The organism is Maribacter sp. Asnod1-A12 (genome assembly GCF_045063735.1).
Classification (GTDB): Bacteria; Bacteroidota; Bacteroidia; order Flavobacteriales; family Flavobacteriaceae; genus Maribacter.
Window position 1 is genome coordinate 1,278,589 of sequence record NZ_JBEFNZ010000006.1, and the last position, 23,315, is coordinate 1,301,903.

General features: G+C 34.8%; 27 protein-coding genes. 2 read left to right on the plus strand and 25 right to left on the minus strand.

The window, feature by feature from the left end; all coding sequences use genetic code 11:
• Positions 1-21: 21 nt before the first annotated feature.
• Entirely contained in the window at positions 22-1,140 is a 1,119-nt protein-coding gene (gene dprA / locus ACJJVP_RS05325; protein WP_405411441.1) for a DNA-processing protein DprA, read from the minus strand.
• A gap of 92 nt (positions 1,141-1,232) precedes the next feature.
• Between dprA and ACJJVP_RS05330 the strand changes: the two genes are divergently transcribed.
• Positions 1,233-2,204 carry an SPOR domain-containing protein gene (locus ACJJVP_RS05330; protein WP_405411444.1) on the plus strand — a complete coding sequence of 324 codons (972 nt, stop codon included), beginning with the start codon at positions 1,233-1,235 and terminating at the stop codon, positions 2,202-2,204.
• A gap of 60 nt (positions 2,205-2,264) precedes the next feature.
• A complete protein-coding gene (locus tag ACJJVP_RS05335; protein WP_405411446.1) occupies positions 2,265-2,777 on the plus strand; it encodes an acyl-CoA thioesterase in 513 nt (170 codons plus the stop codon).
• A gap of 5 nt (positions 2,778-2,782) precedes the next feature.
• Here the strand turns inward: ACJJVP_RS05335 and ACJJVP_RS05340 are convergent, their stop codons facing one another.
• The 24 genes from ACJJVP_RS05340 to ACJJVP_RS05455 all read right to left on the minus strand — a co-directional run bounded on the left by ACJJVP_RS05340 (position 2,783) and on the right by ACJJVP_RS05455 (position 23,276).
• Complete coding sequence (locus tag ACJJVP_RS05340; protein ID WP_405411448.1) at positions 2,783-3,091, minus strand: hypothetical protein; 309 nt, start codon at positions 3,089-3,091, stop codon at positions 2,783-2,785.
• 151 nt (positions 3,092-3,242) lie between these two features.
• Positions 3,243-4,088 carry an aldo/keto reductase gene (locus ACJJVP_RS05345; protein ID WP_405411451.1) on the minus strand — a complete coding sequence of 282 codons (846 nt, stop codon included), beginning with the start codon at positions 4,086-4,088 and terminating at the stop codon, positions 3,243-3,245.
• Positions 4,089-4,100: 12 nt separating this feature from the next.
• Positions 4,101-5,324 (minus strand): murein hydrolase activator EnvC family protein, encoded by a 1,224-nt coding sequence (locus tag ACJJVP_RS05350; protein WP_405411453.1) that lies wholly within the window; start codon positions 5,322-5,324, stop codon positions 4,101-4,103.
• 4 nt (positions 5,325-5,328) lie between these two features.
• Positions 5,329-6,114, minus strand: a complete 786-nt coding sequence (locus tag ACJJVP_RS05355; RefSeq protein ID WP_405411456.1) for a DUF4292 domain-containing protein — start codon at positions 6,112-6,114, stop codon at positions 5,329-5,331.
• A 9-nt stretch (positions 6,115-6,123) separates the two neighbouring features.
• Complete coding sequence (locus ACJJVP_RS05360; protein WP_405411459.1) at positions 6,124-7,056, minus strand: tetratricopeptide repeat protein; 933 nt, start codon at positions 7,054-7,056, stop codon at positions 6,124-6,126.
• A gap of 15 nt (positions 7,057-7,071) precedes the next feature.
• Positions 7,072-7,506 carry a dUTP diphosphatase gene (gene dut, locus ACJJVP_RS05365; protein ID WP_405411461.1) on the minus strand — a complete coding sequence of 145 codons (435 nt, stop codon included), beginning with the start codon at positions 7,504-7,506 and terminating at the stop codon, positions 7,072-7,074.
• Entirely contained in the window at positions 7,503-8,963 is a 1,461-nt protein-coding gene (locus ACJJVP_RS05370; RefSeq protein WP_405411463.1) for a polysaccharide biosynthesis C-terminal domain-containing protein, read from the minus strand. Before ACJJVP_RS05370 ends, dut begins: the two co-directional genes overlap by 4 nt.
• 51 nt (positions 8,964-9,014) lie before the next feature.
• Positions 9,015-9,455 carry a hypothetical protein gene (locus ACJJVP_RS05375; RefSeq protein WP_405411464.1) on the minus strand — a complete coding sequence of 147 codons (441 nt, stop codon included), beginning with the start codon at positions 9,453-9,455 and terminating at the stop codon, positions 9,015-9,017.
• Between the two features lie 75 nt (positions 9,456-9,530).
• Complete coding sequence (locus ACJJVP_RS05380; protein ID WP_405411466.1) at positions 9,531-10,097, minus strand: hypothetical protein; 567 nt, start codon at positions 10,095-10,097, stop codon at positions 9,531-9,533.
• Positions 10,090-10,584: an RNA polymerase sigma factor gene (locus ACJJVP_RS05385; protein WP_405411468.1), complete on the minus strand. Its 495-nt coding sequence runs from the start codon at positions 10,582-10,584 to the stop codon at positions 10,090-10,092. Before ACJJVP_RS05385 ends, ACJJVP_RS05380 begins: the two co-directional genes overlap by 8 nt.
• On the minus strand, positions 10,584-11,426 hold the full coding sequence (locus tag ACJJVP_RS05390) for an alpha/beta fold hydrolase (protein ID WP_405411471.1): 843 nt from the start codon (positions 11,424-11,426) through the stop codon (positions 10,584-10,586). Before ACJJVP_RS05390 ends, ACJJVP_RS05385 begins: the two co-directional genes overlap by 1 nt.
• A 74-nt stretch (positions 11,427-11,500) precedes the next feature.
• Entirely contained in the window at positions 11,501-12,721 is a 1,221-nt protein-coding gene (locus ACJJVP_RS05395; RefSeq protein ID WP_405411473.1) for a TCR/Tet family MFS transporter, read from the minus strand.
• A gap of 141 nt (positions 12,722-12,862) precedes the next feature.
• Entirely contained in the window at positions 12,863-13,726 is an 864-nt protein-coding gene (gene atpG, locus ACJJVP_RS05400; protein ID WP_405411475.1) for an ATP synthase F1 subunit gamma, read from the minus strand.
• An 89-nt stretch (positions 13,727-13,815) separates the two neighbouring features.
• Positions 13,816-14,373 (minus strand): hypothetical protein, encoded by a 558-nt coding sequence (locus ACJJVP_RS05405; protein WP_405411476.1) that lies wholly within the window; start codon positions 14,371-14,373, stop codon positions 13,816-13,818.
• 45 nt (positions 14,374-14,418) lie between these two features.
• The gene (gene atpA / locus ACJJVP_RS05410; RefSeq protein WP_405411478.1) at positions 14,419-15,999 is read right to left on the minus strand and encodes a F0F1 ATP synthase subunit alpha; all 1,581 of its coding nucleotides are present in this window, start codon (positions 15,997-15,999) and stop codon (positions 14,419-14,421) included.
• Between the two features lie 60 nt (positions 16,000-16,059).
• Positions 16,060-16,599 (minus strand): ATP synthase F1 subunit delta, encoded by a 540-nt coding sequence (atpH, locus tag ACJJVP_RS05415; RefSeq protein ID WP_405411480.1) that lies wholly within the window; start codon positions 16,597-16,599, stop codon positions 16,060-16,062.
• Between the two features lie 8 nt (positions 16,600-16,607).
• Positions 16,608-17,108 (minus strand): F0F1 ATP synthase subunit B, encoded by a 501-nt coding sequence (locus ACJJVP_RS05420; protein WP_036151002.1) that lies wholly within the window; start codon positions 17,106-17,108, stop codon positions 16,608-16,610.
• Positions 17,109-17,197: 89 nt separating this feature from the next.
• On the minus strand, positions 17,198-17,392 hold the full coding sequence (gene atpE / locus ACJJVP_RS05425) for an ATP synthase F0 subunit C (protein WP_027065438.1): 195 nt from the start codon (positions 17,390-17,392) through the stop codon (positions 17,198-17,200).
• Between the two features lie 38 nt (positions 17,393-17,430).
• Positions 17,431-18,609, minus strand: coding sequence for a F0F1 ATP synthase subunit A (gene atpB, locus ACJJVP_RS05430; protein ID WP_084684590.1), 1,179 nt, complete (start codon positions 18,607-18,609; stop codon positions 17,431-17,433).
• A 90-nt stretch (positions 18,610-18,699) separates the two neighbouring features.
• A complete protein-coding gene (locus ACJJVP_RS05435) occupies positions 18,700-19,092 on the minus strand; it encodes a DUF6168 family protein (protein WP_405411483.1) in 393 nt (130 codons plus the stop codon).
• A 3-nt stretch (positions 19,093-19,095) separates the two neighbouring features.
• Positions 19,096-19,323 (minus strand): AtpZ/AtpI family protein, encoded by a 228-nt coding sequence (locus ACJJVP_RS05440; RefSeq protein ID WP_036150997.1) that lies wholly within the window; start codon positions 19,321-19,323, stop codon positions 19,096-19,098.
• A complete protein-coding gene (locus ACJJVP_RS05445; protein WP_036150996.1) occupies positions 19,301-19,717 on the minus strand; it encodes a polymer-forming cytoskeletal protein in 417 nt (138 codons plus the stop codon). The genes ACJJVP_RS05440 and ACJJVP_RS05445 overlap by 23 nt, the downstream gene beginning before the upstream one ends.
• 3 nt (positions 19,718-19,720) lie before the next feature.
• Complete coding sequence (locus tag ACJJVP_RS05450) at positions 19,721-22,231, minus strand: tetratricopeptide repeat protein (protein WP_405416139.1); 2,511 nt, start codon at positions 22,229-22,231, stop codon at positions 19,721-19,723.
• Between the two features lie 340 nt (positions 22,232-22,571).
• On the minus strand, positions 22,572-23,276 hold the full coding sequence (locus ACJJVP_RS05455; protein WP_405411485.1) for a hypothetical protein: 705 nt from the start codon (positions 23,274-23,276) through the stop codon (positions 22,572-22,574).
• Positions 23,277-23,315: the final 39 nt, after the last annotated feature.

The following is a 23,315-nucleotide window of genomic DNA, read 5'->3' on the forward strand; positions in this document are numbered from 1 at the left end:
ACTGAGTAGTTTATAAAATTCTCAGATAGCCTCGAACAATTTTCCTGGTAAAGGTCTAATTACCCCCTTCATTTCCATCGTTAACAAGGTAGAAGATGTTCTATAAATAGGCAGTTTACAATCTAAGGCGATACTATCCAAAATTTGCTTCCCGTTATTCTGTAAATAGGTGTAAATACTTTGTTCAACCTCATCCAATTCAATAAACAATTGTTTTTGAATGCTCTTGTTCTGTTTTTCTTCAATATCCCAATCCAACAAATAAATTAAATCTGCCGCCGATGTCATTACGTGAGCCTTTTGTTGCTTAATCAAGTTATTACAACCTAAACTGTATTTATCCGTAGTTCTGCCAGGTACGGCAAAAACATCTCTATTATAACTATTGGCAATATCCGCAGTTACAAGACTCCCACCTTTTTCCGCAGATTCAACGACAACCGTAGCTTCACTTGCACCGGCAATTATTCTATTTCGTTTCAAAAAATTCTCTCGTTCTGGGTTACTTGTACTCCAGAATTCTGTATAAAAACCACCATTCTTTAGAACATCGGCTTGGTACTTGGCATGTACTTTTGGGTATATTTGATTTAATCCGTGCGCCAAACAACCTATGGTTTGCAATCCGTGCTTGATTGCTTCTCTTTGAATGCAAATATCTACTCCGTATGCAAAACCACTAATGATGACCGGGTCTAAAGGAGCTACTTCTTCAATAAACTGCTCACAAAAAGACATTCCATAGCTCGTAATATTACGAGTGCCTACCACACTTATTAACTTACGATTCTGTAAAACAATATTCCCTTTCTTAAACATGAGAATAGGTCCGTCTATACAATGTTTTAAATATTTAGGATAGTCATCATCTAAAAAATAGGTACAACTAATATCATTCTTAAGAATATAATTGTATTCTGACTCCGCAGCTTCTAAATGCTCCAGGTCAAATAAATGTCTGATGGTATGCGTACCTATACCATCAATTTTAAGCAGATTTTGCTTTTTATCTTCAAAAATTGCGGATGGACTACCACAATGTGAAATTAATTTCTTTGCAAGTACATCCCCAATATTTGGTACATGTTGCAAACGAAGAATTGCAATGAGTTCATCAGCAGTATGTTGTGTAGTTTTCATTTCTTGTTCACAAATAAGCGAAAAAAATATGTTAATAAAAAGTTACGAAAGGGGTTTTTATACCTCTATATTTTTTCCATATTTGTGATCCTATGGTTTTAGAACACTATATAAGCGATTTACTTTATAGGTACAACTGTGTTGTTGTTCCCGGTTTTGGAGCATTCCTTACCCAAAAAAATTCAGCCAAAATAAACGTGGTTACTAATACGTTTAGCGCGCCAAATAAATCTATTGTTTTCAATAGACAGCTCATCTCAAATGATGGTCTTTTGGTTTCTTATGTATCAAATGCAGAAAAAGTTTCTTATGAAACGGCATTGGTTGAAATTGAAAATCAAGTAAAATCTTGGCAAGAGGTTTTAGTTAAAGAAACTTCTTTGCACTTAAATAATATTGGTTCCCTAACAAGAAATCAAGAAGATAAAATATTGTTTCAACCTGCAAATGAAACAAACTATCTAACTTCATCATTCGGTCTATCTAATTTCAATTCAATACCTGTAACTAGAGAGGTTTTAAAAGAAGAAGTCGTAGAAATAGAAGAAAAAATACCGTTCGTTATTAGTCCTGAACGTAGAGAAACCAGCCGTTTTAGACCTTATTTAAAATATGCCGCTATTCTAATGTTGGCATTTTCTACAGGTATAACCGGTTACCGCGCCTACCAACAACAACGAACAAATGAGCAAGTTGCCAGACAAGACGCACAAGAATTCGTGAATAAGCAAATACAAGAAGCTACATTTTTTGACCTATCTCCATTAGAATTGCCTACAGTTACCGTTGAAGCATCTACTACTTCTGTAGAAAAAACTTCTATCAACAAAGGTGAATCAACACATTTTATTGTTGCAGGAGCATTTAGGGTAAAAGGGAATGCCGATAGAAAAATCGAACAGTTAAAAGTAAACGGATTTAATGCGGCTTATTATGGCACGAATGCATATGGACTTCATATGGTAACATTCGACAGTTATACTAACGCCAACGACGCACTGAAAGCCTTACGTGAAATAAAACGTACGCAGTCTAAAGATGCTTGGTTATTAACCGAAAAATAAACCCGTACACATTTTATAAGTACTATTGATGCCCGTATCTTTGCGAAAAATTTCTAATTAATGGAAGCAAAGACTCCTGCAGCATCACGTACTACAATGACAGATATGGTTCTCCCAAGTGAAACCAATGCACTTCAAAATTTATTTGGTGGTGAATTATTAGCGCGTATGGATCGTGCAGCCAGTATTGCAGCTGGCAGACATAGCCGTAGAATTACCGTTACCGCATCTGTAAATCATGTAGCTTTTAATTTAGCCATACCTTTGGGTAGTGTTGTAACTGTAGAAGCAGCCGTTTCAAGAGCCTATAATACATCCATGGAGGTATATATAGATGTTTGGATAGAAGACCGCTACAATGGTAAGCGCACCAAGGCTAATGAAGCTATCTATACCTTTGTTGCCGTAGATGATACCGGAAAGCCGACCGAAGTACCCGAACTAGCACCAGAAACCCCACTAGAAATTACAAGATATGAAGGTGCACTTCGTAGAAAGCAATTAAGTTTAGTATTAGCAGGAAAAATGAAACCTGATAATGCAACCGAGCTTAAAGCTTTATTCACAAAGTAAGAAGATTAAGCAGCCACTTCATATAATTCTCTTTCTAATTCTGACTGATTAACTTCAATTTGAAATGAAACGTCCATATCTAAACCTTTCATGTTGTCCCATAAGTAAAGAACCGTAAATCCCACTACACCTATTATAAAAAAAATAATTGCAAAAGCTAAAGAACCTAACACCGCAAAAATTAAGCTAAAAACAAGAAAAACAGCCATTTGCATATAAGACTTAAAACTAATTATACTTGGTAAATTAAACTTATCATCTCTATTAATACCATTTTGATTAGACTCCGAATTTAAACTAATTGTATTACTCATAATAGCTCTCCTTTACTAATTAATACAGTAAAATTCGGAAAAAATAACCAACCCACCCTCACATAATAGTATGAAAATCAACATGATAACTTAGAATTAAAGAAATCATATTATTTAAATAACAGAAAAATAGTATTGATAAAATTAGCTGCTAAAAATTGAAGTTATCGGGATCGGGTCCAGTACGCTCACCTGTTTCCAACCCATCCAAAAAAGTAATATCAGCATCAGACAGCTCAAAATCAAAAATATCGGCATTAGATGCAATACGTTTTGCATGAACAGACTTTGGGATAGCAACAACACCTTTTTGAAGGTTGTAGCGTAAAATAATCTGTGCAACACTCTTATGATATTTACTGGCTAAATCTGCACAAATATCCAACTCAAAAACCTTACCCTGCATAAAAGGAGACCAAGACTCGTATTGAATTCCGTTATCGGCACAAAAATCGATCAGGTCTTGCTGAACTAAATAAGGGTGAAATTCCATTTGGTTCACCATAGGCACCACGGTACAATCACTCATCAAATCTTCTAAATGATGTTTTAGAAAATTACTTACACCAATAGCTCTAATCTTCTTTTGCGCGTACAAATACTCTAAAGCTCTCCAAGTACCTTTGTATTTGCCTTCAACCGGCCAATGAATAAGATATAAATCTAGGTAGTCAACACCTAAACGTTCTAAACTCGCATCAAAAGCTTTCAATGTTTCTTCATATCCTTGATCGGAATTCCAAACTTTAGTTACCAAGAAAATTTCACTTCTATTTAATCCACTTTCTCGTATACCCTTACCTACGCCCTCTTCATTTTTATAAGCAGCAGCAGTATCTATATGACGATACCCCAATTGAAGTGCACTCTTTATTGCATCTACAACCTCTTGATCATTATCTGATTGGTAAGTACCTAAGCCTAAATAAGGCATTTGAACCCCATTGCGCAGTTTAAAGCTTCCTTTAATATCCGTAATTCTTTGTTGCTGTTTCATTTGTGTAAAGTTTTAAAGACGATACACCCATTCTTCTGGATTAAGACGAGATGTATCTTGATATAGATAGAATTTTAATCGGGTCTGACCATTGTTCTTATTCGTGTAAACTACGCCAAGTTCTTCTTTACTGGCTACTTTATCGCCCTTTTTCACGTAAAGCTCAGAAAGGTTATAATAAGTACTAATAAAATTACCATGTTTGATCTGCACCCCTTTATTACCACCTGGCACAGCTAAAATAGCTATTACCTCGCCTTCAAAAATGGCACGGGCTTTAGAACCCTCATCAGTTGCAATGATAACACCGTTACTTTGATGTTTTATTCCTGGATAAACCGGATCGGCATATACCCCAAAACCTTGACTTTTAACTCCTTTTTCAACCGGCCAAATAAGCTTGCCCTTATTTGCGGAAAAGTTATTTGCAATTACGGTTGCTTCAGGAGTTAAAACGAACTTACTAGTATTATTAGTCTTGCTACCAGATTTTTTATTAGAAGCTGCAATAGCACTTCTGATCAGCTTTTCTATCTGCTGATCGATCTTTCTAGCTTCCTTCTTTTTCTTATCAATGGCACTGGTATATTTACTCTCGTTCTTGCGGATAGTTCCCAACAATGCTTTCTGAGTCTGTATTTCAGCGAATAATTGATTTTTTGCTTTTTTATTTTGAGCCAATAAAACCTCTTTCACTTTTCGCTCTTCGTTCAAATCTGCATTTAAGCGCGAAAGTTCTTCGGTTTTAGCTAATATTTGAGCTCCCTGTTCTTTTCTATAGTCTGTATACTGTTTCATATACTGAAGCCTTTTAAACGCCTGAAAAAAGCTTTCCGAAGACAACAGGAACATTAATCTATTTTGTTTGGATTTGTTCTGATATGACTTTTGAATCATTTTGGCGTACTCGTCCTTTACTTCTTGCAGCTCTGTCTTTAGCTTACCTATATTTCTAATATTGGTATTGATCTGCCTATTCAATAAATTAGATTGTTGATTGGTAACACGAATTAACTGTTGACGAACGGTAATTTTTTTATCCAACGCCTCCATTTGATCTAAGACATTCCCTTTTTCCTTTTTTTCGGCAAAAAGCAATCTATTGATATCACGTATTTCAGATTGAAGCTGCTCACGTTTTTCCTCTAAGGCTTTTTGCTCACTAGTCTGCGCAATAGCAGAGACTGCAGTGAACAGTACTAATAGAAAAAAAACATTTTTTAATTTGAACAACATCTGCTTACAACTCTATTTCATTAAACCCTTTTGGTATTGAATATGGAAAGTTGACTTTTCCGTTCAATTCTAAATTTTTAAACTCAAGGTCGATCGTATTCATCTTATCCTTACTTATAGCCTTTACCATAATTTCATTGGGTAAAACTTCTTTATCTATTATTTGATAATTTTTATAATCAATTTCTAATAAGCGTTTGTCTGCAGATTGAGAAAGCTGCTGCAATGCCATTTTAAAATTTTTAGGCTCTATCTGAAATAAGGTTTTGTATAAAGTACCTTGCTGCTTAGGCGTAAGCTTATACGTATCTTCAGAAATACCAACATCATATTTTTCCTCTCTTAAATCTACTATTGCCTGACCGGTCAATAAATTTTGTAGAATAGAAAAATCTACCTCGGTCCCCAGCAAATCGCTTAAATATGAAAAATCACCATCAAAATATTCGTTTTCCAACTTATTATAAAACGATACTCTTTCTGGGGTAATATAAGCTTTAACAATACCAAGTGGTGCGCTCATCCATATGGCTTTATCCTTCTCCATTCTCAAGCTTACGGAAACACCTTGAGAAGATTCGCCATCAGAATAATCGATTTTAACCCTACCTGTCAATGTATTAAAACCTGCTTCATTTTGATAATGCGCTTTTATAACCGATTTAGACGTTAATTTAGCATCTACAGTACCACCAGAAATCACCTTTGTACTTTTACAGGATGCAGTAAAAGCTATTACTACGATTAGTAAAACATACTTTATCTTCATCATACTCAAAAACTTCGTCATCTGTAATTCCTATTTAATTTTACTAAGGTACATATTTGCTTTAGAGGTATTGTTGGTAGCCGTATATGCATTTGCCAATTCTTTATAAACGGCATGTTCTAAGGCAGTGTCATCAATAATATAATCTAAAGCAGTTTCTAGAATTTCTATAGCATCTTTATATTTCAAGGCTTTATTCAAAGCGGTTCCGTTGGCATAATAAAAATACGGTTGAGAAGGGAAACGCTCCATTGCCTCCTCAGTTGTTTCAAGTAAATTATCAATGTCAGAACCAGTAGTAAGCAAGGTTTCGATTTTTGACTTGTACCCTTCTACACTATTTAAATCTTCAGAAGGCACGACACCTTCTTTTTTTGCTACAGGTACCAGTTTCCTTTTTTGTTGAGCAATAGAGTCATTTATTTTACTTTCTAGATACTCTTGCTTTTTAGAATTTTTAATCCCTTTCAACATGGTCTTAGCGGTAAGGTAATCTTCATTTAGATAATAGATTTCCGCCAAATTACCCCTAAGCTCAACATTGCTCCATGGTAATTCTCCCTTTACTTCTTCTATTACAGATTTTTTGGCATCTACAACATCAACCAATGTTTCTGCATACCAATAATTCTCAGGCTCACCGTTTAGCGCTTCTAATGCATATTCTTGTGCACGTATAAATTGCTTATCATACAAATGAAACTTGGCAAGCTCAAAAGAGACGACCGTATTTTGCGGTTGAAGACGTTTGCATTCCAGAAAATAGGTGATAGCACGATCATAATTTCGTATCCCCATTTGTTTTAGCCCTTCAAAAAAGTTCTCTTGAAAAGTATCTGAATATTCTTCCAGAAAAACTTCTGAGCTTTGCTCCACCTTCAGTTCTTGATTTTCTTGCGCATGCACTAACCTCGGTGTAACAAAAACACCAAAGAGCACGCCCAAAAAAATCAACTTCTTCATTTCAATATTATAAAATTACTTTACACCTGTACTTCCAAATCCGCCTTCACCTCTTGCAGTCTCAGACAAGTTATCGACAAGATTCCAATCTGCACGTTCATGCTTGGCGATTACCATTTGTGCAATACGTTCTCCGTTTTCAACTACAAAATCTTCACTACCAAGATTTATCAATATTACTCCCACTTCACCTCTATAATCTGCATCAATTGTGCCAGGCGCATTAAGTACTGTTACTCCTTTTTTAGCGGCAAGACCACTTCTAGGTCTTACTTGAGCTTCGATACCAACTGGTAATTCAATGAAAAGACCAGTTGGTATAATAGCTCTTCCTAAGGGTTGTAAGGTAACAGCTTCGGTAAGGTTAGCTCTTAAGTCCATACCTGCAGAAGCACTTGTTTCGTAATGCGGTAAATCGTGATTCGACTTATTAATAATTTTTATGTTCATCTGTTTACATATAGTTTTTTAAGGTTCTCAAACTCTAATTTATACACTAGACCCAAGAACAGAATTAATAGCGGTATACCAACAAAAAGGTTTCTATCAAAAATGTAAAATGAAAGAATAGAAAACAAGATGGATATTCCTAAATAAAAGATAATTTTTCTAAAGTTATACGGAATAGGATAATACATTCTCCCAAAATAGAATGAAAGCAACATCATGGTCCCATAGGCTAATAAAGTTGCAACGGCTGATGCCATATATCCGAAATACGGAATGAATATTAGATTGATGATAATAGTTAACACAGCACCTATCATTGAAATATATGCACCGAATTTTGTACGATCGGTAACTTTATACCAAACCGATAGATTATGGTAAATACCTAAAAAGAAGGCTGCCAACAAAATTATTGGTACAACTGGCATTGCCTCCCAATATGCTTCATCACGAACAAAAAGAACCTTTAATACATCAGAAAATACAACTACAGCAAGTAAAATGGTACTCCCAAGCACTACAAAGTAATTCGTTATTTGGGCATACGCCTTTTGCGGATATTTTGTGTCTGAATGACTAAAAAAGAAAGGTTCAATACCCATTCTAAATGCAGTTGCAAATAAGGTCATAAATACGGCTAATTTTACACAAGCTCCATACTTACCCACTTCATCACTAGCGATTTCTACAGGTAAAATCTTTTCTAGTAAAATTTTATCCAATACTTCATTTACGGTAAATGCAATACCCGCTACCATTACCGGCATGGCGTACTTTAGCATTCTTTTCCAGATATCCATATCAAAGACATAAGGTCTTCGTAAATAAACCCTTAACATTAAAATTAATGTGACAGCACTTGAAACCAAGTTAGAAATTAAAATATATGAAACCTCAAAATCTGGTTTATAGATAGAACCTAAAAAACCTGAGCTATCTGCAGCTGCAATTTTGGGTAGAAAAATTAAGAAAAACGAATTCAAACCTAAGTTCAAAGCTACATTGACCAGCTTTACTATGGCATAACGCATAGGTCTTTCATTTGCTCTTAACCAAGCAAACGGAATTATAACTAAAGCATCTAAAGCCAATATCCAAAAAACATAGCCTATATACTCACTGGATATTTCAAAAACATCGGATAATGAAGATTTAAACAAAAACCCAATGAGCATAAATAACATAGTTGATCCCAAAATGGACATCAACGATGTAGAAACTACTCTTTTTTTATTTTCTGTATCCATATAGAATCTAAAAAAGGCAGTCTCCATACCGTAGGCCAAGAAGACATTGAAAATAGCAAAATATGCAAAAATCACAACGACTTCCCCATATGAACCTGGCTGCATTACACCAGTATAGATAGGTACCAATATAACATTAAGCATCCTAGGCAAGACAGTTGCCAAGCCATAGATTGCAGTTTGTTTAAAAAGTTTTTTGAGTGGATTCAAGCACTATACATTCAGGCGATAAAAGTACCTATTAAAAGCCTAGTTACAAAGTTAGTTTTTGGTTGCGCCCTTATAAATTAATGGTTGCTTTTGTTTTATGCCATTTACTTTAGCATATTTCATTTCTCCATTTTCATTATAACTTATAACAGCTTCATCTGTATTTAATTTTAAATCTAAAGTTTCAGATGATTCAGGATTGTTGTTAGGTATTCTAACCACAATCATCTTTTGATTATCTACCATATTCACTAATGCCTTTACCTGCTTACCGCGAAAATAAACTTCATTTAATTCGATATCAGAATTTTCAAGTAATGAAACCGGAATACGTAATTCGGTACCAGAGCCACTTTCTTCTCTACCGCCAACATATTGCTGACAAGTAGCGCTACCTATCTCAAATGGAGCTTCTGCTTTTAGTTTTTTTTGTGAGGTACAGCTGGTTAAACAAAGACAGAAAATTAAAAAGCAACTAAGTACATATTTCATTAGACCCATATTATTCTTATAAAGATAATAAGTAATATGGGTTTAATAGGTCATTTAACATCGTGATCACAAATATTATACTCCCTCTTGCATTTGCAATTGCTTCAATTTAAAAAGTTCATTCTTTACTTGTCTGTATAAAAACACAGAGAACAGGACTAAAAACACTACTGATGAGCATAAAATATAGATATAAAATCCGTTTGATAAGCTAGCCTTAAATAATGGCAATAATATTATAAACCCAACGGTATAAATTACAAGAGCTAAAGGCGTAATGATGTAATGAGTATATTTTCTAAAGGAATAATAGGTAGTTAAATCTTCAGTAAAAGTACTTGCATCTTTACTAAAGTTTATGGTACGCAGCCTCTTTAAACTAAACAATTCAATAGCAATTCTAATCACTAAACTACCGATCATTAAACCAATACCAAGCATAAATGTCGCGCTCTTATAACCTGAAACATAAATTAGAAAAGAAACTAGAATAATAATAGTAAGGGTCAAAACTATGTTTCCTGTTCTTTGTTTCTGTTCTATGGATTTTACACTTTTTAAAAGCGATTGAAATCCGTCTTCGGTTGCAGTAACTTCAGATTGGTTCTGCCATTTATTTTGTAAATCTTCAAAATTATTCATTGTTTACACATTTTGTAAGTTGTTGTTTTATTCTATGAATTCTAGTTCGTACAGCTTCATGTTTTATCCCAATTATTTCTGAAATCTCTAGTTGGGGCAAGCCTTCCAATTCCAATAATATTACTGCTTTATTAGTGCTGCTTAGTTTATTTATGCACTTGTATAATTGCACTAACATATCTTCTTTTTCAACAGAATTGTCACTGCTGTCACTTACCTGCAGACTATCAATCTGAAGTTCTCTCTCCTTTTTACGCTCGCGCCGTATTTCAGCTAAACAGGTATTCACACAAATACGGTAAATCCAAGTGCCTATTCCGCTTTCATTTCTAAAACCGTCTAAATTTTGCCAAATTTTTATAAAAGCTTCTTGTACCAGATCTTTAGCAAGAGACTGGTTACCTGCAGTATACCCCATGCATAATCGCATTACTTTTGGGTAGTTTTCTTCATATATTTTCTGGTATGCGATTTCTTTTGATCCCATTAGTTCTTCAACGCATTTTTAAGATTCTCTATAAACCACTGTGGTTGATCATACATGATAAAATGTGATGAGCCATTTGCAAATTCAATGGTGTATTCTGCAAGCGCTTTATACTGTAGGTCATAAGTAGATTTCGCCATTTCTAAACCATAAGGTTCTGTAGCCGCCAAAATAGTCACCGGTGCATTTATCTTAGACAAATCTTCACGTAAATCTAACTTCAATAAATCTGTATACCCATAGACATAGGTCTCTCTATCTGCCTGAATCATCCAATTTTTAATTATTTCTTGATTTGATTTTCCTTTGGTCATACCACATGCCATCTGAGTAGCCATAGCTTCAAAATCATTTGCATGCATTGCCAATACTTGTTTATTATATGGCGAATCATACACCATATACTCACTTTTAAAATCGGGCATCATTAAAGCACCGGTTGATGGTAAAGCATCTACAATGATCAGTTCTTTATATGAATTACCCTCTGCTGCCATCCAAAGTGCCAATGCACCACCTAAACTATGACCTAGTAAAACAGGATTTTCTAATTTATTTTCTGCTATATAGGATACAACACCTTCCTTTATTTTTGGTAACCAAGGTTTTTCAATGGCAGCAACGTCACCGAATCCGGCAAAAGTAAAAACGTGACATTCATATTCTTTAGATAGCTCTGCTACTGTAGTATCCCAAACTTCACCTGTGCACGCAAATCCAGGAAAAAGAAGAATTGGGTTTCCTTCGCCAGTAACTTTTACTTCAAAAGGATTGCCTTGTGCCGTTGTTGAAAGTGCAGATAAAATTAGTAATCCGAATAGTAAATTTTTAATTGTTTTCATCGTAAGAGTTTTTGTTTGTTTGCCCTTTAGATTCAAAAACTAGAAAATGTTACATCCTAAATTGAAAAAAGATTTTATTCTGGCTCTATATCCATTCTTTTTATAGCGGTAGATGCTAAAATAAAAGCCGCTAAGAGAAATACTGCCGCCAAAGCATATGGTGCTCCAGGAAAGTAAATTGACCCCTCAGGACGTATAAAATAATAAAACACGGGCACGAAGATGAATTGCCCAAGTATGGCAGTAATACTAACCAGACCAGTAATTGATCCCTGTAAAATTCCCTGCTCTTTTTCAGATACTTGGTTAGAAATTACACCTTGGACCGTGGGCCCTGCAATACCGCCCAATGCATACGGAATTAAAAACGCATACAGCATCCACGGTTCTTTGGCGAAAGAAAATAAGAACATACCAACTGTCCAAAGCAGAAAACCGAATATAATTACTTTACGTTTTCCAAACTTCTTTACAATCTTACCTACTAAAAACCCTTGTACGATTGCAACTAATAAGCCTACGACCATTAGCGACAATCCTATTTGTTTCGGAGTCCAATCATATCGCTCAATACCGTAGTAAGACCATGTAGAAGGCAATGCCTGCCCTGCAAGGTTTGCCAAGAAAAAAGCGGATATCAATAACAGAATACCTTTATAGTTTCTCAATGCGAACAAAGAAACACCTGGAATCATTTTAGAAAAATTAATCTGTCTTCTATTCCCTGGTGCTAAAGATTCTGGTACAAAGAAATATCCAAAAAGGAAATTGGCAAATGTTAAGCCTGCAGCTATGTAAAATGGAAGTCGAATATTAATCTCACCGAAAAACCCACCAATACCAGGACCGATGATAAATCCTATTCCGAATGCGGCACCTATTAATCCGAAGTTCTTTGCCTTATTTTCTTTGGTACTTACATCTGCAATGTAAGCAGAAGCAACTGTAAAACTAGCACCTGTAAATCCCGCTAAGAAACGACCTAAAAACAACCAAGTGATTGTTGGTGCCCAAGCATGAATCAAATAATCTATACTTAAACCCAAAAGCGCGAGAAGTAGAATTGGTCTTCTACCAAACCTATCTGATATTTCACCTAACACTGGTGAAAACAAGAACTGTATACCAGCAAATGCAGTGGTCAGCCACATGCCATAGATAATAGCCATGTGATTACCCTCACCCGTTAATTCCATAATCAAATCAGGAATAATTGGAAGAATTATACCGATGCCAATGACATCAACAAGAATGGTTATGAAAATAAAGAGTAAAGCGGTTTTTTTAGATTTCATGGTCAAAGCAAAAGTCGGATAAAAAAAGGAATCTTAAAGCTATAAAACCAAAAACCCCACTTTTAGGTGGGGTTTTCAATTCAATATATTTTCAAGCTTTACATGACTTCATTCAAGTAAGTCATTAGTACAATAGAAGTATTAATTATTTAATGCTTCTGCACCACCAACGATTTCTAAGATTTCGTTAGTAATAGCTGCTTGTCTTGCTTTGTTGTATGTTAATTTCAATTGATCCCGCATTTCTGTTGCGTTATCAGTTGCTTTATGCATTGCGGTCATACGCGCACCATGCTCACTAGCAAATGAATCTCTAATACCTTTATACAATTGTGTTTTTAAGGATTTAGGAATCAATTGCTCAATGATTTCCACTTTAGAAGGTTCAAAAGTATAATCTGCACTAGCGGTTACTTCAACTTCTTCTAATGGAACAATCGGCAAAAATTGCTCTGTCATTACAATTTGAGTGGCTGCATTTTTAAACTTATTGTAAACAATCTCAATACGATCATATTCACCTTCCGTAAAAAGCCCCATTAGACTCTCAGCAATATCAGCGACATTATCAAATGTCAAGTCGTCATAAACACCACTGTGATTAGCGATTACTTTATAACGTTTCTCTAAATAATCATTAGCTTTTTTACCAACTGCTATGAAATCTACTTGTTTACCTGCGTAAACATTTTCGACCAAATTAGTAGATTGCTTTAAAATATTGGTATTAAAAGCTCCACAAAGACCTCTATTAGAAGTAACTGAAACCACTAAAACCTTGTTCACAGCACGATTATCGGCATAAACACTTCCGGAATCACCTTCTAAACTAGCGCTTAAATTTTGCAATAGTTCAGTAAGTTTATCTGCATAAGGTCTCATAGCCGTAATAGCATCTTGCGCCTTTTTCAATTTTGCAGCCGATACCATTTTCATGGCACTGGTAATCTGCATCGTTGATGAAACCGATGAAATCCTATTACGTATTTCCTTTAAATTTGCCATTTTATTCAGTATTTAGTAAATAATACAAAGTAATAAGTTGCTTTTTTTACTTGTACTTTTTACATAGTGTTCGATACACTTAAACGTTTTTAATAATCGTATTTAATTAGAGTACCATCCATTTGGTATTGAAAATCAAAACTGGTACCACCTGACATTGGTTCTAAAGTTAAGTAATACTCCATTGATTCAAAATTACCATCATTAGGAGCATTTACTAAAATAGTCTGCACCTTTCCATCAATCTTCTTATCGGTTTTAAGTTTTGCTTTAGCATCATCAACAATCTTTCCAAGCACATCAAACTTTACTTGTTTACCTACTTGAAACATGTAATCTTGAGCTTTTGCACCTTCAGGAACCTCTAGAGTAATATCTGAATTTTGTTTCCAAGAACCTTGAAAATATGACCAATCTGCCATTTTCATGGAAGAAGGGTCTTCAGTATTAGTTACCGTCACTACTGAACCTAAATCACTTGATGTTACATTGATAGAAGTATAATACGCATCACCAAATTCACTTTGTAACTCATCTCCTAAAGATTTTATAGAAACAGCATTCTCAGCATAATTTGTTTTGCCATTACCACAAGACACTAGTACAAAAAGACTTATAAAAAACACACTCTTTAAAACAGTTTTCATTATATAATAGTTTATTGGTTATTTTTTAAAATCTTTTGCTAATTACTATTTCTTATATTTTGCAGAAAGCTCTTTACAAACAGAAGTTAATGTATCAGTAACCTCATCGGTTAATTTACCAGACTTCAATGTATCAAGAACACCTCTGTGTTTAGCGTTCAAAAACTCTAAATAATCACGTTCGAATTCTTTTACTTTCTCAACAGGTACATCTCTTAACAAATTCTTAGAACCAGCGTAAATAATGGCAACCTGATCTTCTACAGTATAAGGATCGTTTTGTGCTTGCTTTAATATTTCTACGTTTCTACGTCCTTTTTCAATAACGTTCAAGGTAGCAGTATCTAGATCTGAACCAAACTTAGCAAAAGCTTCCAATTCACGGAATTGTGCCTGATCCAGTTTCAATGTTCCTGCAACTTTCTTCATTGATTTAATCTGAGCGTTACCCCCAACACGAGATACCGAAATACCTACGTTTATTGCCGGTCTTACACCTTGGTTGAATAAATCTTGCTCTAAGAATATCTGTCCGTCAGTAATAGAAATTACGTTCGTTGGGATATAAGCAGAAACGTCACCCGCTTGTGTTTCAATAATAGGTAATGCTGTTAAAGAACCTCCACCTTTTACCATAGGTTTTAATACCTCTGGCAAATCGTTCATTTCCTTTGCGATATCATCATCATTGATAACTTTTGCTGCACGCTCTAATAATCTAGAGTGTAGGTAGAAAACATCACCTGGGTAAGCCTCACGTCCCGGTGGTCTTCTTAATAAAAGAGACACCTCACGGTAAGCTACCGCTTGTTTAGATAAATCATCATATATAATTAATGCAGGACGACCTGTATCACGGAAATATTCTCCAATAGATGCTCCAGTAAATGGTGCATATACTTGCATTGGTGCAGGATCAGATGCGTTGGCAGCTACGATAGTAGTATATGCCATTGCTCCTTTATCTTCCAATACTTGAGCGATACCAGCAACAGTAGATGCTTTCTGACCTATGGCAACATAGATACAGTAAACAGGTTCACCAGCATCATAAAATTCTTTTTGGTTTAGAATGGTATCGATACAAACTGTAGTCTTACCAGTTTGACGGTCACCAATAACAAGCTCTCTTTGTCCTCTACCAACCGGAATCATAGCATCAATTGCTTTAATACCAGATTGCATTGGCTCAGTTACAGGCTCTCTATAGATTACCCCTGGAGCTTTACGCTCTAATGGCATCTCATAAGTATCGCCAGAAATAGGTCCTTTACCATCGATAGGGCTACCTAAAGTATCCACTACACGACCAACAATACCTTCACCAACTTTTACAGAAGCAATACGTTGTGTACGTTTTACGGTATCACCTTCACCAACTGATTTAGATGGTCCTAAAAGAACCACACCAACGTTGTCTTCTTCAAGGTTAAGAACGATACCTTCAAGTCCGCCTTCGAACTCAACCAATTCTCCGTATTGCGCGTTCGCTAATCCGTAGATTCTTGCGATACCATCACCAACTTGTAATACAGTACCTACTTCGTCTAAAGTAGCGGTAGCATCAAATCCAGATAATTGTTTCTTTAAAATTGCTGATACTTCAGCGGCTTTTACTCCTGCCATTTTTAATTAGATATAAGATATTAGGCATTGAATGTAACCATTCTTAGCCTTATATTGTTATTATAGACTATTTGAAAATTCTCTTTTTAAATTATTAAGCTTGTTGCTAACACTAGCATCATACTGCAAATCCCCAACTCTTAAGATGAAACCTCCAATAATACTTTCGTCAACCTTACTTTCAATGGTAACTTCATTACCGGTAAGTTCAGCTACCTTCTTTAATATTTTCTTTTCCATTGCGGCATCTAAAGGTACTGCTGTTGTAACGTAAGCTATATCTTTACCTTTTTGTTGCTCATTAAGGATAATGTACTTCAAAGCAACCTCGTTTAACATTCCTAAACGCTTGTTGTCTACCAACATGTTAATGGTTCCTTCTGTAATAGAATGACTACCCTTAAAAATTTCAAGTAAGGCATTCTTTTTCATAGTACCGGAAACCACCGGACTAGCCAATACATCTTTAAGTTCTTTACTATCTGAAATAGTAGAGGCGATGGAACGCATATCTTTCTCAACAGCATCCAAGGCTTTGTTTTCCTTGGCCATGTCCAATATTGCCTTTGCGTAACGTAATGCAGCTCTAGATTCGCTCATTATTTCTTTTAGTTAAGTTTTATATCGCTCAACATTGTATCTACCAATTTCAATTGCTTGTCATTGCTAGATAAATCTTCTTTCAATACTTTTTCTGCTATAGCTACAGACAATTCTGCAACCTGGCTCTTAATGTCAGCAACAGCAGCTTTCTTTTCACTTTCGATCGCGGTCTGTGCTTGCTTCAACATTTTATCGCCTTCTAATTTTGCTTGCTCTTTAGAGTCAGCAATCATCTTTTCTTTGATTTCACGAGCTTCTTTCAACATCGCCTCACGTTCAGCACGAGCCTCTTGAAGCATCTTCTCATTATCAGCCTGTAAGTTTTGCATGTCTGTACGCGCTTTATCAGCAGCAGCCAATGCATCTTCAATACCAGCTTCTCTTTCGTTCAAAGAGTTTAAAATTGGTTTCCAAGCAAATTTTACCATCAAGAAAATCAATCCTAATAATAATATTGTTTGAACTATAAACAAACCTGGTGAAAAATCGTTCAATAAAACTTCCATATCCTAATCTTTAAAATCTAAATCAAATAATTAAAAAACATTTCCTGTAACCAACCGTTACAGGAAGATGTCTTTGGGTTTTCGTGTTCTTATTTTCCTAAGAACAAAGCACCGAATGCTAAACCTTCTAAAAGTGCAGCTACGATAATCATCGCAGTTTGAATTTTTCCTGCCGCTTCTGGTTGACGAGCAATACCTTCCATTGCTTTACCACCGATTTGACCAAGACCTAGACCTGCTCCGATAACGATTAAACCTGCTCCAATTAAATTGTAAGTTACCATACTAATTGATTTATATAATTAAATTAAAAAAACTCTTATTAAATGAAGTCTGCTCTTACATCTTCTGTATCGGCTACTTCGTGACCCGCCTCATCATGTTCATGATCGTGGTCGTGTTCTGCAACTGCCATACCTATAAACAAGGCTGAAAGCGCAGTAAAAATATATGCTTGCAAGAAGGCTACTAAAACCTCAATAAGCGTAATAAAAAATGATAATACCAATGATAGGCCCGTAGCTCCTGCCACACCTAAACTCTCTTTCAATGTAAACATAATTGCAATTAAGCTCATTACTACAATGTGACCTGCAGATATGTTTGCGAATAAACGCACTAACAATGAAAATGGTTTAATGATAAATGCACCAGCTAATTCTATTATAGCCAAAATAGGTTTTACGAATACAGGTACACCTGGCATCCATAAAATGTGCATCCAATAATCTTTATTTCCACTAACCGTATAAATGATCAATGTAAAAATAGCCAAACAAGCAGTTACTGCTATTTGTCCTGTTACGTTAAAACCGAATGGGGTAAGTCCTAATAAGTTCAACACCCAGATAAAGAAGAAAACCGTTAATAGGTATCCTGTAAATCTTCTGTAATGCTTTTCCCCAATATTAGGTCTAGCAATCTCATCTCTTACATAAAGTACCAATGGCTCTAACACTCTACCAAAACCAGTAGGTATTTTTTTCTTTCCGTATTGTTTCGCCAATGAAGAAAAGGCCAATAACATAAGTAAGCCTACCAACAACACCCCAACAACACTCTTAGTAATAGAAAAATCTAAAACTTTATGTGCATTAGTGGCATGGTGCTCTTCATCAAAATTCACTGAAGATGCTCCAGCATCCAATTCATATATTTTACTATGAAGTTTTACGAATTTAGAACCGTTTCTCTCAACAATTACATGTCCGTTATCATCATGGTGAAATTCTGATGACATAAAAGTTGCCAAACCATTGCTTGACCAAAGAATTACAGGAAGTGGAAAACCAACATGCTTTCTTTCTCCTGAATCACTAGTATAAGAGAACAAATGAAAATCATGAGAATCTTTAAGGTGATGTAAAATATAGGCATCTACCTGTTCCTTACCACTTACCGCTCCTTCTGGCTCAGTATCGGATATAGCGAAACTTTGCAATGAAAAACAAAGTATTAGAAGTTGTAATAAGGTTTTAATCGTATTTGAAACTTGCATCATTAGTTCTTTATCAAAAAATTTAGCTCCTAGAAATTTTGCGCAAAAGTAGTTAATTATTGCATAATCTACCCAATTTTAAAGCTTTAAAATTTAGAGTCTTTTTTTGCGCATAATTTTGGAAATAAAAAACACTTCTAGAAACAAAAAAATAATCACCGGTATAAGCAGTGCACCCCTATATATTTGAGACATAATCAGTTCACCTAAAAGGTAAGGATAGAACAGTGCAGCAAAAATTGTAATCTTAAAAACCAATACACCCATATACATAAAACCCAACTGATCAAAAAAAGAATTGTTTTTTGAGGCAATTAAGAAAATGATGACCAACACAAGAGAGAACACGAAGTGAAAAGTGTATGCCTTGACCAATAACGGACCAAAATAAGTTGGCGGATCCAACAAAGCAAGATCTTGCAGAAAATAAGAAGTCGCGCCCACAACAGTGAACACGACTATATATAAAAAGATATTTTTTAGCAACGTTTATTTATTTAGCGCCATAACTTTCTTTATGACTAAATAGATGGACAAAAATACAGCAAGTAATGTAAATGTGTCCTCTAAAAACGTTTTTTCAAATTTTTGATCTAACCACTCCCCTAAAAGATTGCCCAAGAATATAGTGACACCCATTTGTATGGCAACACCAGATAAGCTTGCAGCATTTCTTAAAAGTTCAGAATTATCGTTACGAGGCTTTTGCGGCTCCATTATTAGATGATTTAAAACCTGCACCAGCAGCTTTACCACCACCCATTGTACAAGAGGCGTTAAATGTAGCACCCGGCTCAACGGCCAATTTACTCACAGATACGGTCCCTTCTATAACTGCTGATGATTTTAAGGATAACAGATCAGATACTAAAAGTTCACCGTTAAAGCTACCTTCTATATCTGCATTTACACATTCTACTTTTCCATGAATGTAGCCATCTTTACCGATCACCACTTTACCAGAAGTTTTTACATTACCATCTAGCTTACCGTCTATACGAAAATCTGCTTCAGATATGATATCTCCTTTTATTTTGGTGTTCTTTTCTATTCTGTTAGGCTGGCCTCCTACTTCATTCATAGCTCTAGGTTTTTGTTTGTCTGAAAACATTGTTCACGGTTTTGGGGTTAAAAGCGTATTTCTATATTCGATTATATTCTTGTGTACTTGTACAATCTTATAGTTCTCCGATAAAACTACAAAATTCTCATCAGCAACAAGGTAATCCTTATTGTTTTTTAGTAGCTCGGCATACCCTAAAGCAAAATCTTTAGATTTAAATCCGTGCACTACAACAAATTGGTCTTCTAGGTTATAAATATCTCTAGAGACAATATTTTTATATCTAAGGTCAATTATAGATTGCTCTAACAATTCCATCAACTTTAACGCTTGTTCCGTATTACTTCTTTTAAACGGAAAAACTACCTTCCAGTTAGATGTTCCTTTAGAATCTGTTTCTGGTGAAAACTCCTTTTGTTCTAATTTAGGAAGCTGCTCTGCAATCATTTGTTCCGCCTTTTTACCCTCTGGATTGTTAGGATATGTCAACGCCACATAATTCAATGCTTCTTTAAAAGGTTCAAAGCCTTGAAGTCTACCAATGGCATTTGCCTTCAACATTTCAAATTTAGGAACAATAGGGTCACCGGTAAATCTATTAATATTCTCTTCTGACCCCGTAATTACCTGTAAATATTGTTGCTCTTTATATTGTTTGAACAAACTCTCATAGCGCTTCTCTGGGCTATCTGAACTATCTGCTAATACCGCTTGCGGATTCAATAAAATCTCAGCATATCTAGAGTCGGCATGGTTGGCAATAATATCTGCCTTCATGGTCTCTTTCAACGGACTATCAACTTCTTCGTAAATCTTATAAAGATTATATTTTGAAGGAAGAATCAATCGTTCTTCAGCATTAGATGCCAATACATCTTCTAATTTGGCAGCTGCCAACAAATTCTCGTTAAACTTCTCCTTATATATTAATCCTAATTGATAGTTTGCAAAATTACGTTCTGTTTTTAAGCTGTCAATAACCGCTACATCTGTTGGCAAACGATCCATATAAAAGTCTAAAGAGAATTTCTCATCTTCACTGACTACACTTAAACTATCATTTACACCCGGTGCATTTTGCAAGGCAACATTTTCAGTATTGATAACCGATTTGTCTGACCAACGCCAATCATCTGTCAATTCTCTATTGCCCCAACGATTCTTAAAATCGTTCTGACCATAACCTAAACTTGTTATATTATAGAAATAGAATTTACCTTTGTTTTCTTTGCCACCTTTACTGTTGCTAAATGCAGCAAAACCATCGGTAATTCTTGCTTTTTCTTTTTTCTGTGCAGCTTCTTTAGCCTTCTGTAATTCTTCAATATGCTTTCCAAAATAAGCCAATTGCTCATCTTTTGGCATTTGATAAATTGTAATTACACTGTCAGAATACTGTACAATGTCTTCGTATTTAATAACATCTTCCAAATTATCGCGCTTCTTCTTAATAGCACGAAATTTTTTGGTGTTTTCATTAAGGTTAGTCAATACACTATCGTAATATGCACCAGCCGGCTTATAAACACTTTCATCAAAATTGTATTCCGCTAAATTCTCGTAATTCAGTGCATTCAATTTTGGCTTGTTTTGAGAAGCACGCAAAGATTTATTGAAATAAATCAAAGCCAAACTATCAGATTCCTGCTCTAAATGAAACTCAGCCAACTGTCTGTAAATACCATCTAAATAAGGTCTGTTCTCCCTATTCATTTCCATTTTTGTCAAATACTCCAAAACCTCTTCCTTATTTTCAGAAGTTACTTGAGTATTCTTTAATTTTTCTATTTTGGCATTTATCATGTAAACACGAGGCGACTTCCTATTTAATTCGATTACCTTATCAAATGCGTAATTAGCACTGTCTTTAAACCCCAATTGATTATACAACTGACCTATAATATAATAGTACCTTCCTCTTTCTGGGTTTTTTGTAGTGTAGTGCGATGCTATTTTAAGGTTTTGCACAGCAGTATCTGGTGCATTTAGATTAATAAACGCTTGCGCCATCATTGCTCTTGCATCTGCATATTCTTGATCTTTTAAACGCTCATATTTCATTAAGCGCTTTAAATTTTTAATTGCAAGATCATCGTTTTCTAAGCGAATGTTTACTTTCTCTCTCCAAATACTTGCCTCGTTCAGCTTATCGCTTTCAGAATATTTATTAAGAACATAGTTGAAAGATTCTAATGCCGGTATGTAGCGTTCATCAAAATATCTTGCTTTCCCTAAAAGAAGAAAAGCTTCATCTATTTGTGGGTTTCGCTCTTCATCCTTAATATCCATACTATGGCGTTGAATAGCCTTAGTAGCTTTTTCTTCTGCAATAAGGAAATTAGGATTGTTGTCTTCTGAATCTAATTTAATTTCGCCACTAACCTCTAAACGCTCTATAGGCAAGACTTCAAAATAATCATCTTGATAGGTATCGTTCAAAGTTTCTCGACCTAGCTCAAAAGCAATGTTACCATTATACAAGGTATTGTATTTGGTATTGAGCGCATGCCAATTACGGTTTACGAACTTGTCTTTCTTGACAGAACATGCATTAAAAAGCATACTCGCCAAAACACCGGATAAAATAAGTTTGTTTCTAAGATTCAAAATAGTTGATCTACGTATGTATGTTTAACTTAAAAACAACCAGATTATTATACCGTTCATCGGTAAACTGCATATTTATTTTTGAGCATTCTCAACATTTTTAGACTACTACAACCAAATTTTACCGACCGTGTAGTTTGTTTTGAATTAAAATAACCAAGCGAATATAAGTTTACATCAGATAATCTGATCAAAGATATCTTTATCGGATATTTATCCATTTTGCTACAAAACTCAGAAATGAAAAACCGACCTAGTGGTCGGTTTTTGGATTTTTACTATGAAATTTAGATAACTACTTATTGTCGATGAGTTCTAAATAGATTTCATTTTTTAAATAATAGCCATTCTTAATAGCTATTACGATTCTTGATAGCAGCTCTTTAATTACCAACAAGGTATTTGCGTTAGTAATACTTCTTGTCAAATACATTCCTCCGCCCTCCAAATCCTGAAATTTCAAATCTTTAATTAAGGAGTATTTTTTATACCAAGAATAAGCATCCCTATTCTCAAGATAAACTATTATTCTTATTTCATTAGCACCTACCATGCTAAGACTTAAGTATACTTGTTTATCATCATTTAGATATAAATTAAAAGCAACGATTTCATTTGAATATAACTTATACAAAGCATCATCAACAAACTGAGTCTCAAACGAAATAGACTTATTTTTAATCTGTAATAATGCTTCCAGCTCCTTTTCCGTTTCACGAATTCGAATTTCATAGACTTCTTTGAAGTCACTTGATTTACCTTGTTCCGTAATCTTAGTTTTATAATATTCAATTTGATCTTTTACTCTTTGAATTTTCGGGTACCTAGAATCTTGCAATGTTAAAATAGCATCCAACTCATTTTTCAAGTTGCGTAAGGCAACCACATCAAATTCAACCTCATTGTACAAATGCATTTCTAGATTTTCATCGATTTGAGCCTGTATTCTAATAATTTCCCATTGATAATAATCAATTAACGAATTTAAATCAGAAGCCATTTATATAGTTTAAATATCTATAAATTAAGAAAATTCAAT

Coding starts and splice junctions, on each gene's coding strand:
- ACJJVP_RS05445 (WP_036150996.1), bottom strand. CDS start 19,717: ATGTTTTCAGACAAACAAAAACCTAGAGCTATGAATGAAGTAGGAGGC.
- ACJJVP_RS05390 (WP_405411471.1), bottom strand. CDS start 11,426: ATGAAAACAATTAAAAATTTACTATTCGGATTACTAATTTTATCTGCA.
- atpB (WP_084684590.1), bottom strand. CDS start 18,609: ATGATGCAAGTTTCAAATACGATTAAAACCTTATTACAACTTCTAATA.
- ACJJVP_RS05335 (WP_405411446.1), top strand. CDS start 2,265: ATGGAAGCAAAGACTCCTGCAGCATCACGTACTACAATGACAGATATG.
- ACJJVP_RS05455 (WP_405411485.1), bottom strand. CDS start 23,276: ATGGCTTCTGATTTAAATTCGTTAATTGATTATTATCAATGGGAAATT.
- ACJJVP_RS05385 (WP_405411468.1), bottom strand. CDS start 10,584: ATGGGATCAAAAGAAATCGCATACCAGAAAATATATGAAGAAAACTAC.
- dprA (WP_405411441.1), bottom strand. CDS start 1,140: ATGAAAACTACACAACATACTGCTGATGAACTCATTGCAATTCTTCGT.
- ACJJVP_RS05440 (WP_036150997.1), bottom strand. CDS start 19,323: ATGGAGCCGCAAAAGCCTCGTAACGATAATTCTGAACTTTTAAGAAAT.
- atpG (WP_405411475.1), bottom strand. CDS start 13,726: ATGGCAAATTTAAAGGAAATACGTAATAGGATTTCATCGGTTTCATCA.
- ACJJVP_RS05355 (WP_405411456.1), bottom strand. CDS start 6,114: ATGACGAAGTTTTTGAGTATGATGAAGATAAAGTATGTTTTACTAATC.
- ACJJVP_RS05450 (WP_405416139.1), bottom strand. CDS start 22,231: ATGCTTTTTAATGCATGTTCTGTCAAGAAAGACAAGTTCGTAAACCGT.
- ACJJVP_RS05330 (WP_405411444.1), top strand. CDS start 1,233: ATGGTTTTAGAACACTATATAAGCGATTTACTTTATAGGTACAACTGT.
- ACJJVP_RS05395 (WP_405411473.1), bottom strand. CDS start 12,721: ATGAAATCTAAAAAAACCGCTTTACTCTTTATTTTCATAACCATTCTT.
- ACJJVP_RS05350 (WP_405411453.1), bottom strand. CDS start 5,324: ATGTTGTTCAAATTAAAAAATGTTTTTTTTCTATTAGTACTGTTCACT.
- ACJJVP_RS05360 (WP_405411459.1), bottom strand. CDS start 7,056: ATGAAGAAGTTGATTTTTTTGGGCGTGCTCTTTGGTGTTTTTGTTACA.
- ACJJVP_RS05405 (WP_405411476.1), bottom strand. CDS start 14,373: ATGAAAACTGTTTTAAAGAGTGTGTTTTTTATAAGTCTTTTTGTACTA.
- atpE (WP_027065438.1), bottom strand. CDS start 17,392: ATGGTAACTTACAATTTAATTGGAGCAGGTTTAATCGTTATCGGAGCA.
- ACJJVP_RS05375 (WP_405411464.1), bottom strand. CDS start 9,455: ATGAAATATGTACTTAGTTGCTTTTTAATTTTCTGTCTTTGTTTAACC.
- atpA (WP_405411478.1), bottom strand. CDS start 15,999: ATGGCAGGAGTAAAAGCCGCTGAAGTATCAGCAATTTTAAAGAAACAA.
- dut (WP_405411461.1), bottom strand. CDS start 7,506: ATGAACATAAAAATTATTAATAAGTCGAATCACGATTTACCGCATTAC.
- atpH (WP_405411480.1), bottom strand. CDS start 16,599: ATGAGCGAATCTAGAGCTGCATTACGTTACGCAAAGGCAATATTGGAC.
- ACJJVP_RS05340 (WP_405411448.1), bottom strand. CDS start 3,091: ATGAGTAATACAATTAGTTTAAATTCGGAGTCTAATCAAAATGGTATT.
- ACJJVP_RS05345 (WP_405411451.1), bottom strand. CDS start 4,088: ATGAAACAGCAACAAAGAATTACGGATATTAAAGGAAGCTTTAAACTG.
- ACJJVP_RS05420 (WP_036151002.1), bottom strand. CDS start 17,108: ATGGAAGTTTTATTGAACGATTTTTCACCAGGTTTGTTTATAGTTCAA.
- ACJJVP_RS05380 (WP_405411466.1), bottom strand. CDS start 10,097: ATGAATAATTTTGAAGATTTACAAAATAAATGGCAGAACCAATCTGAA.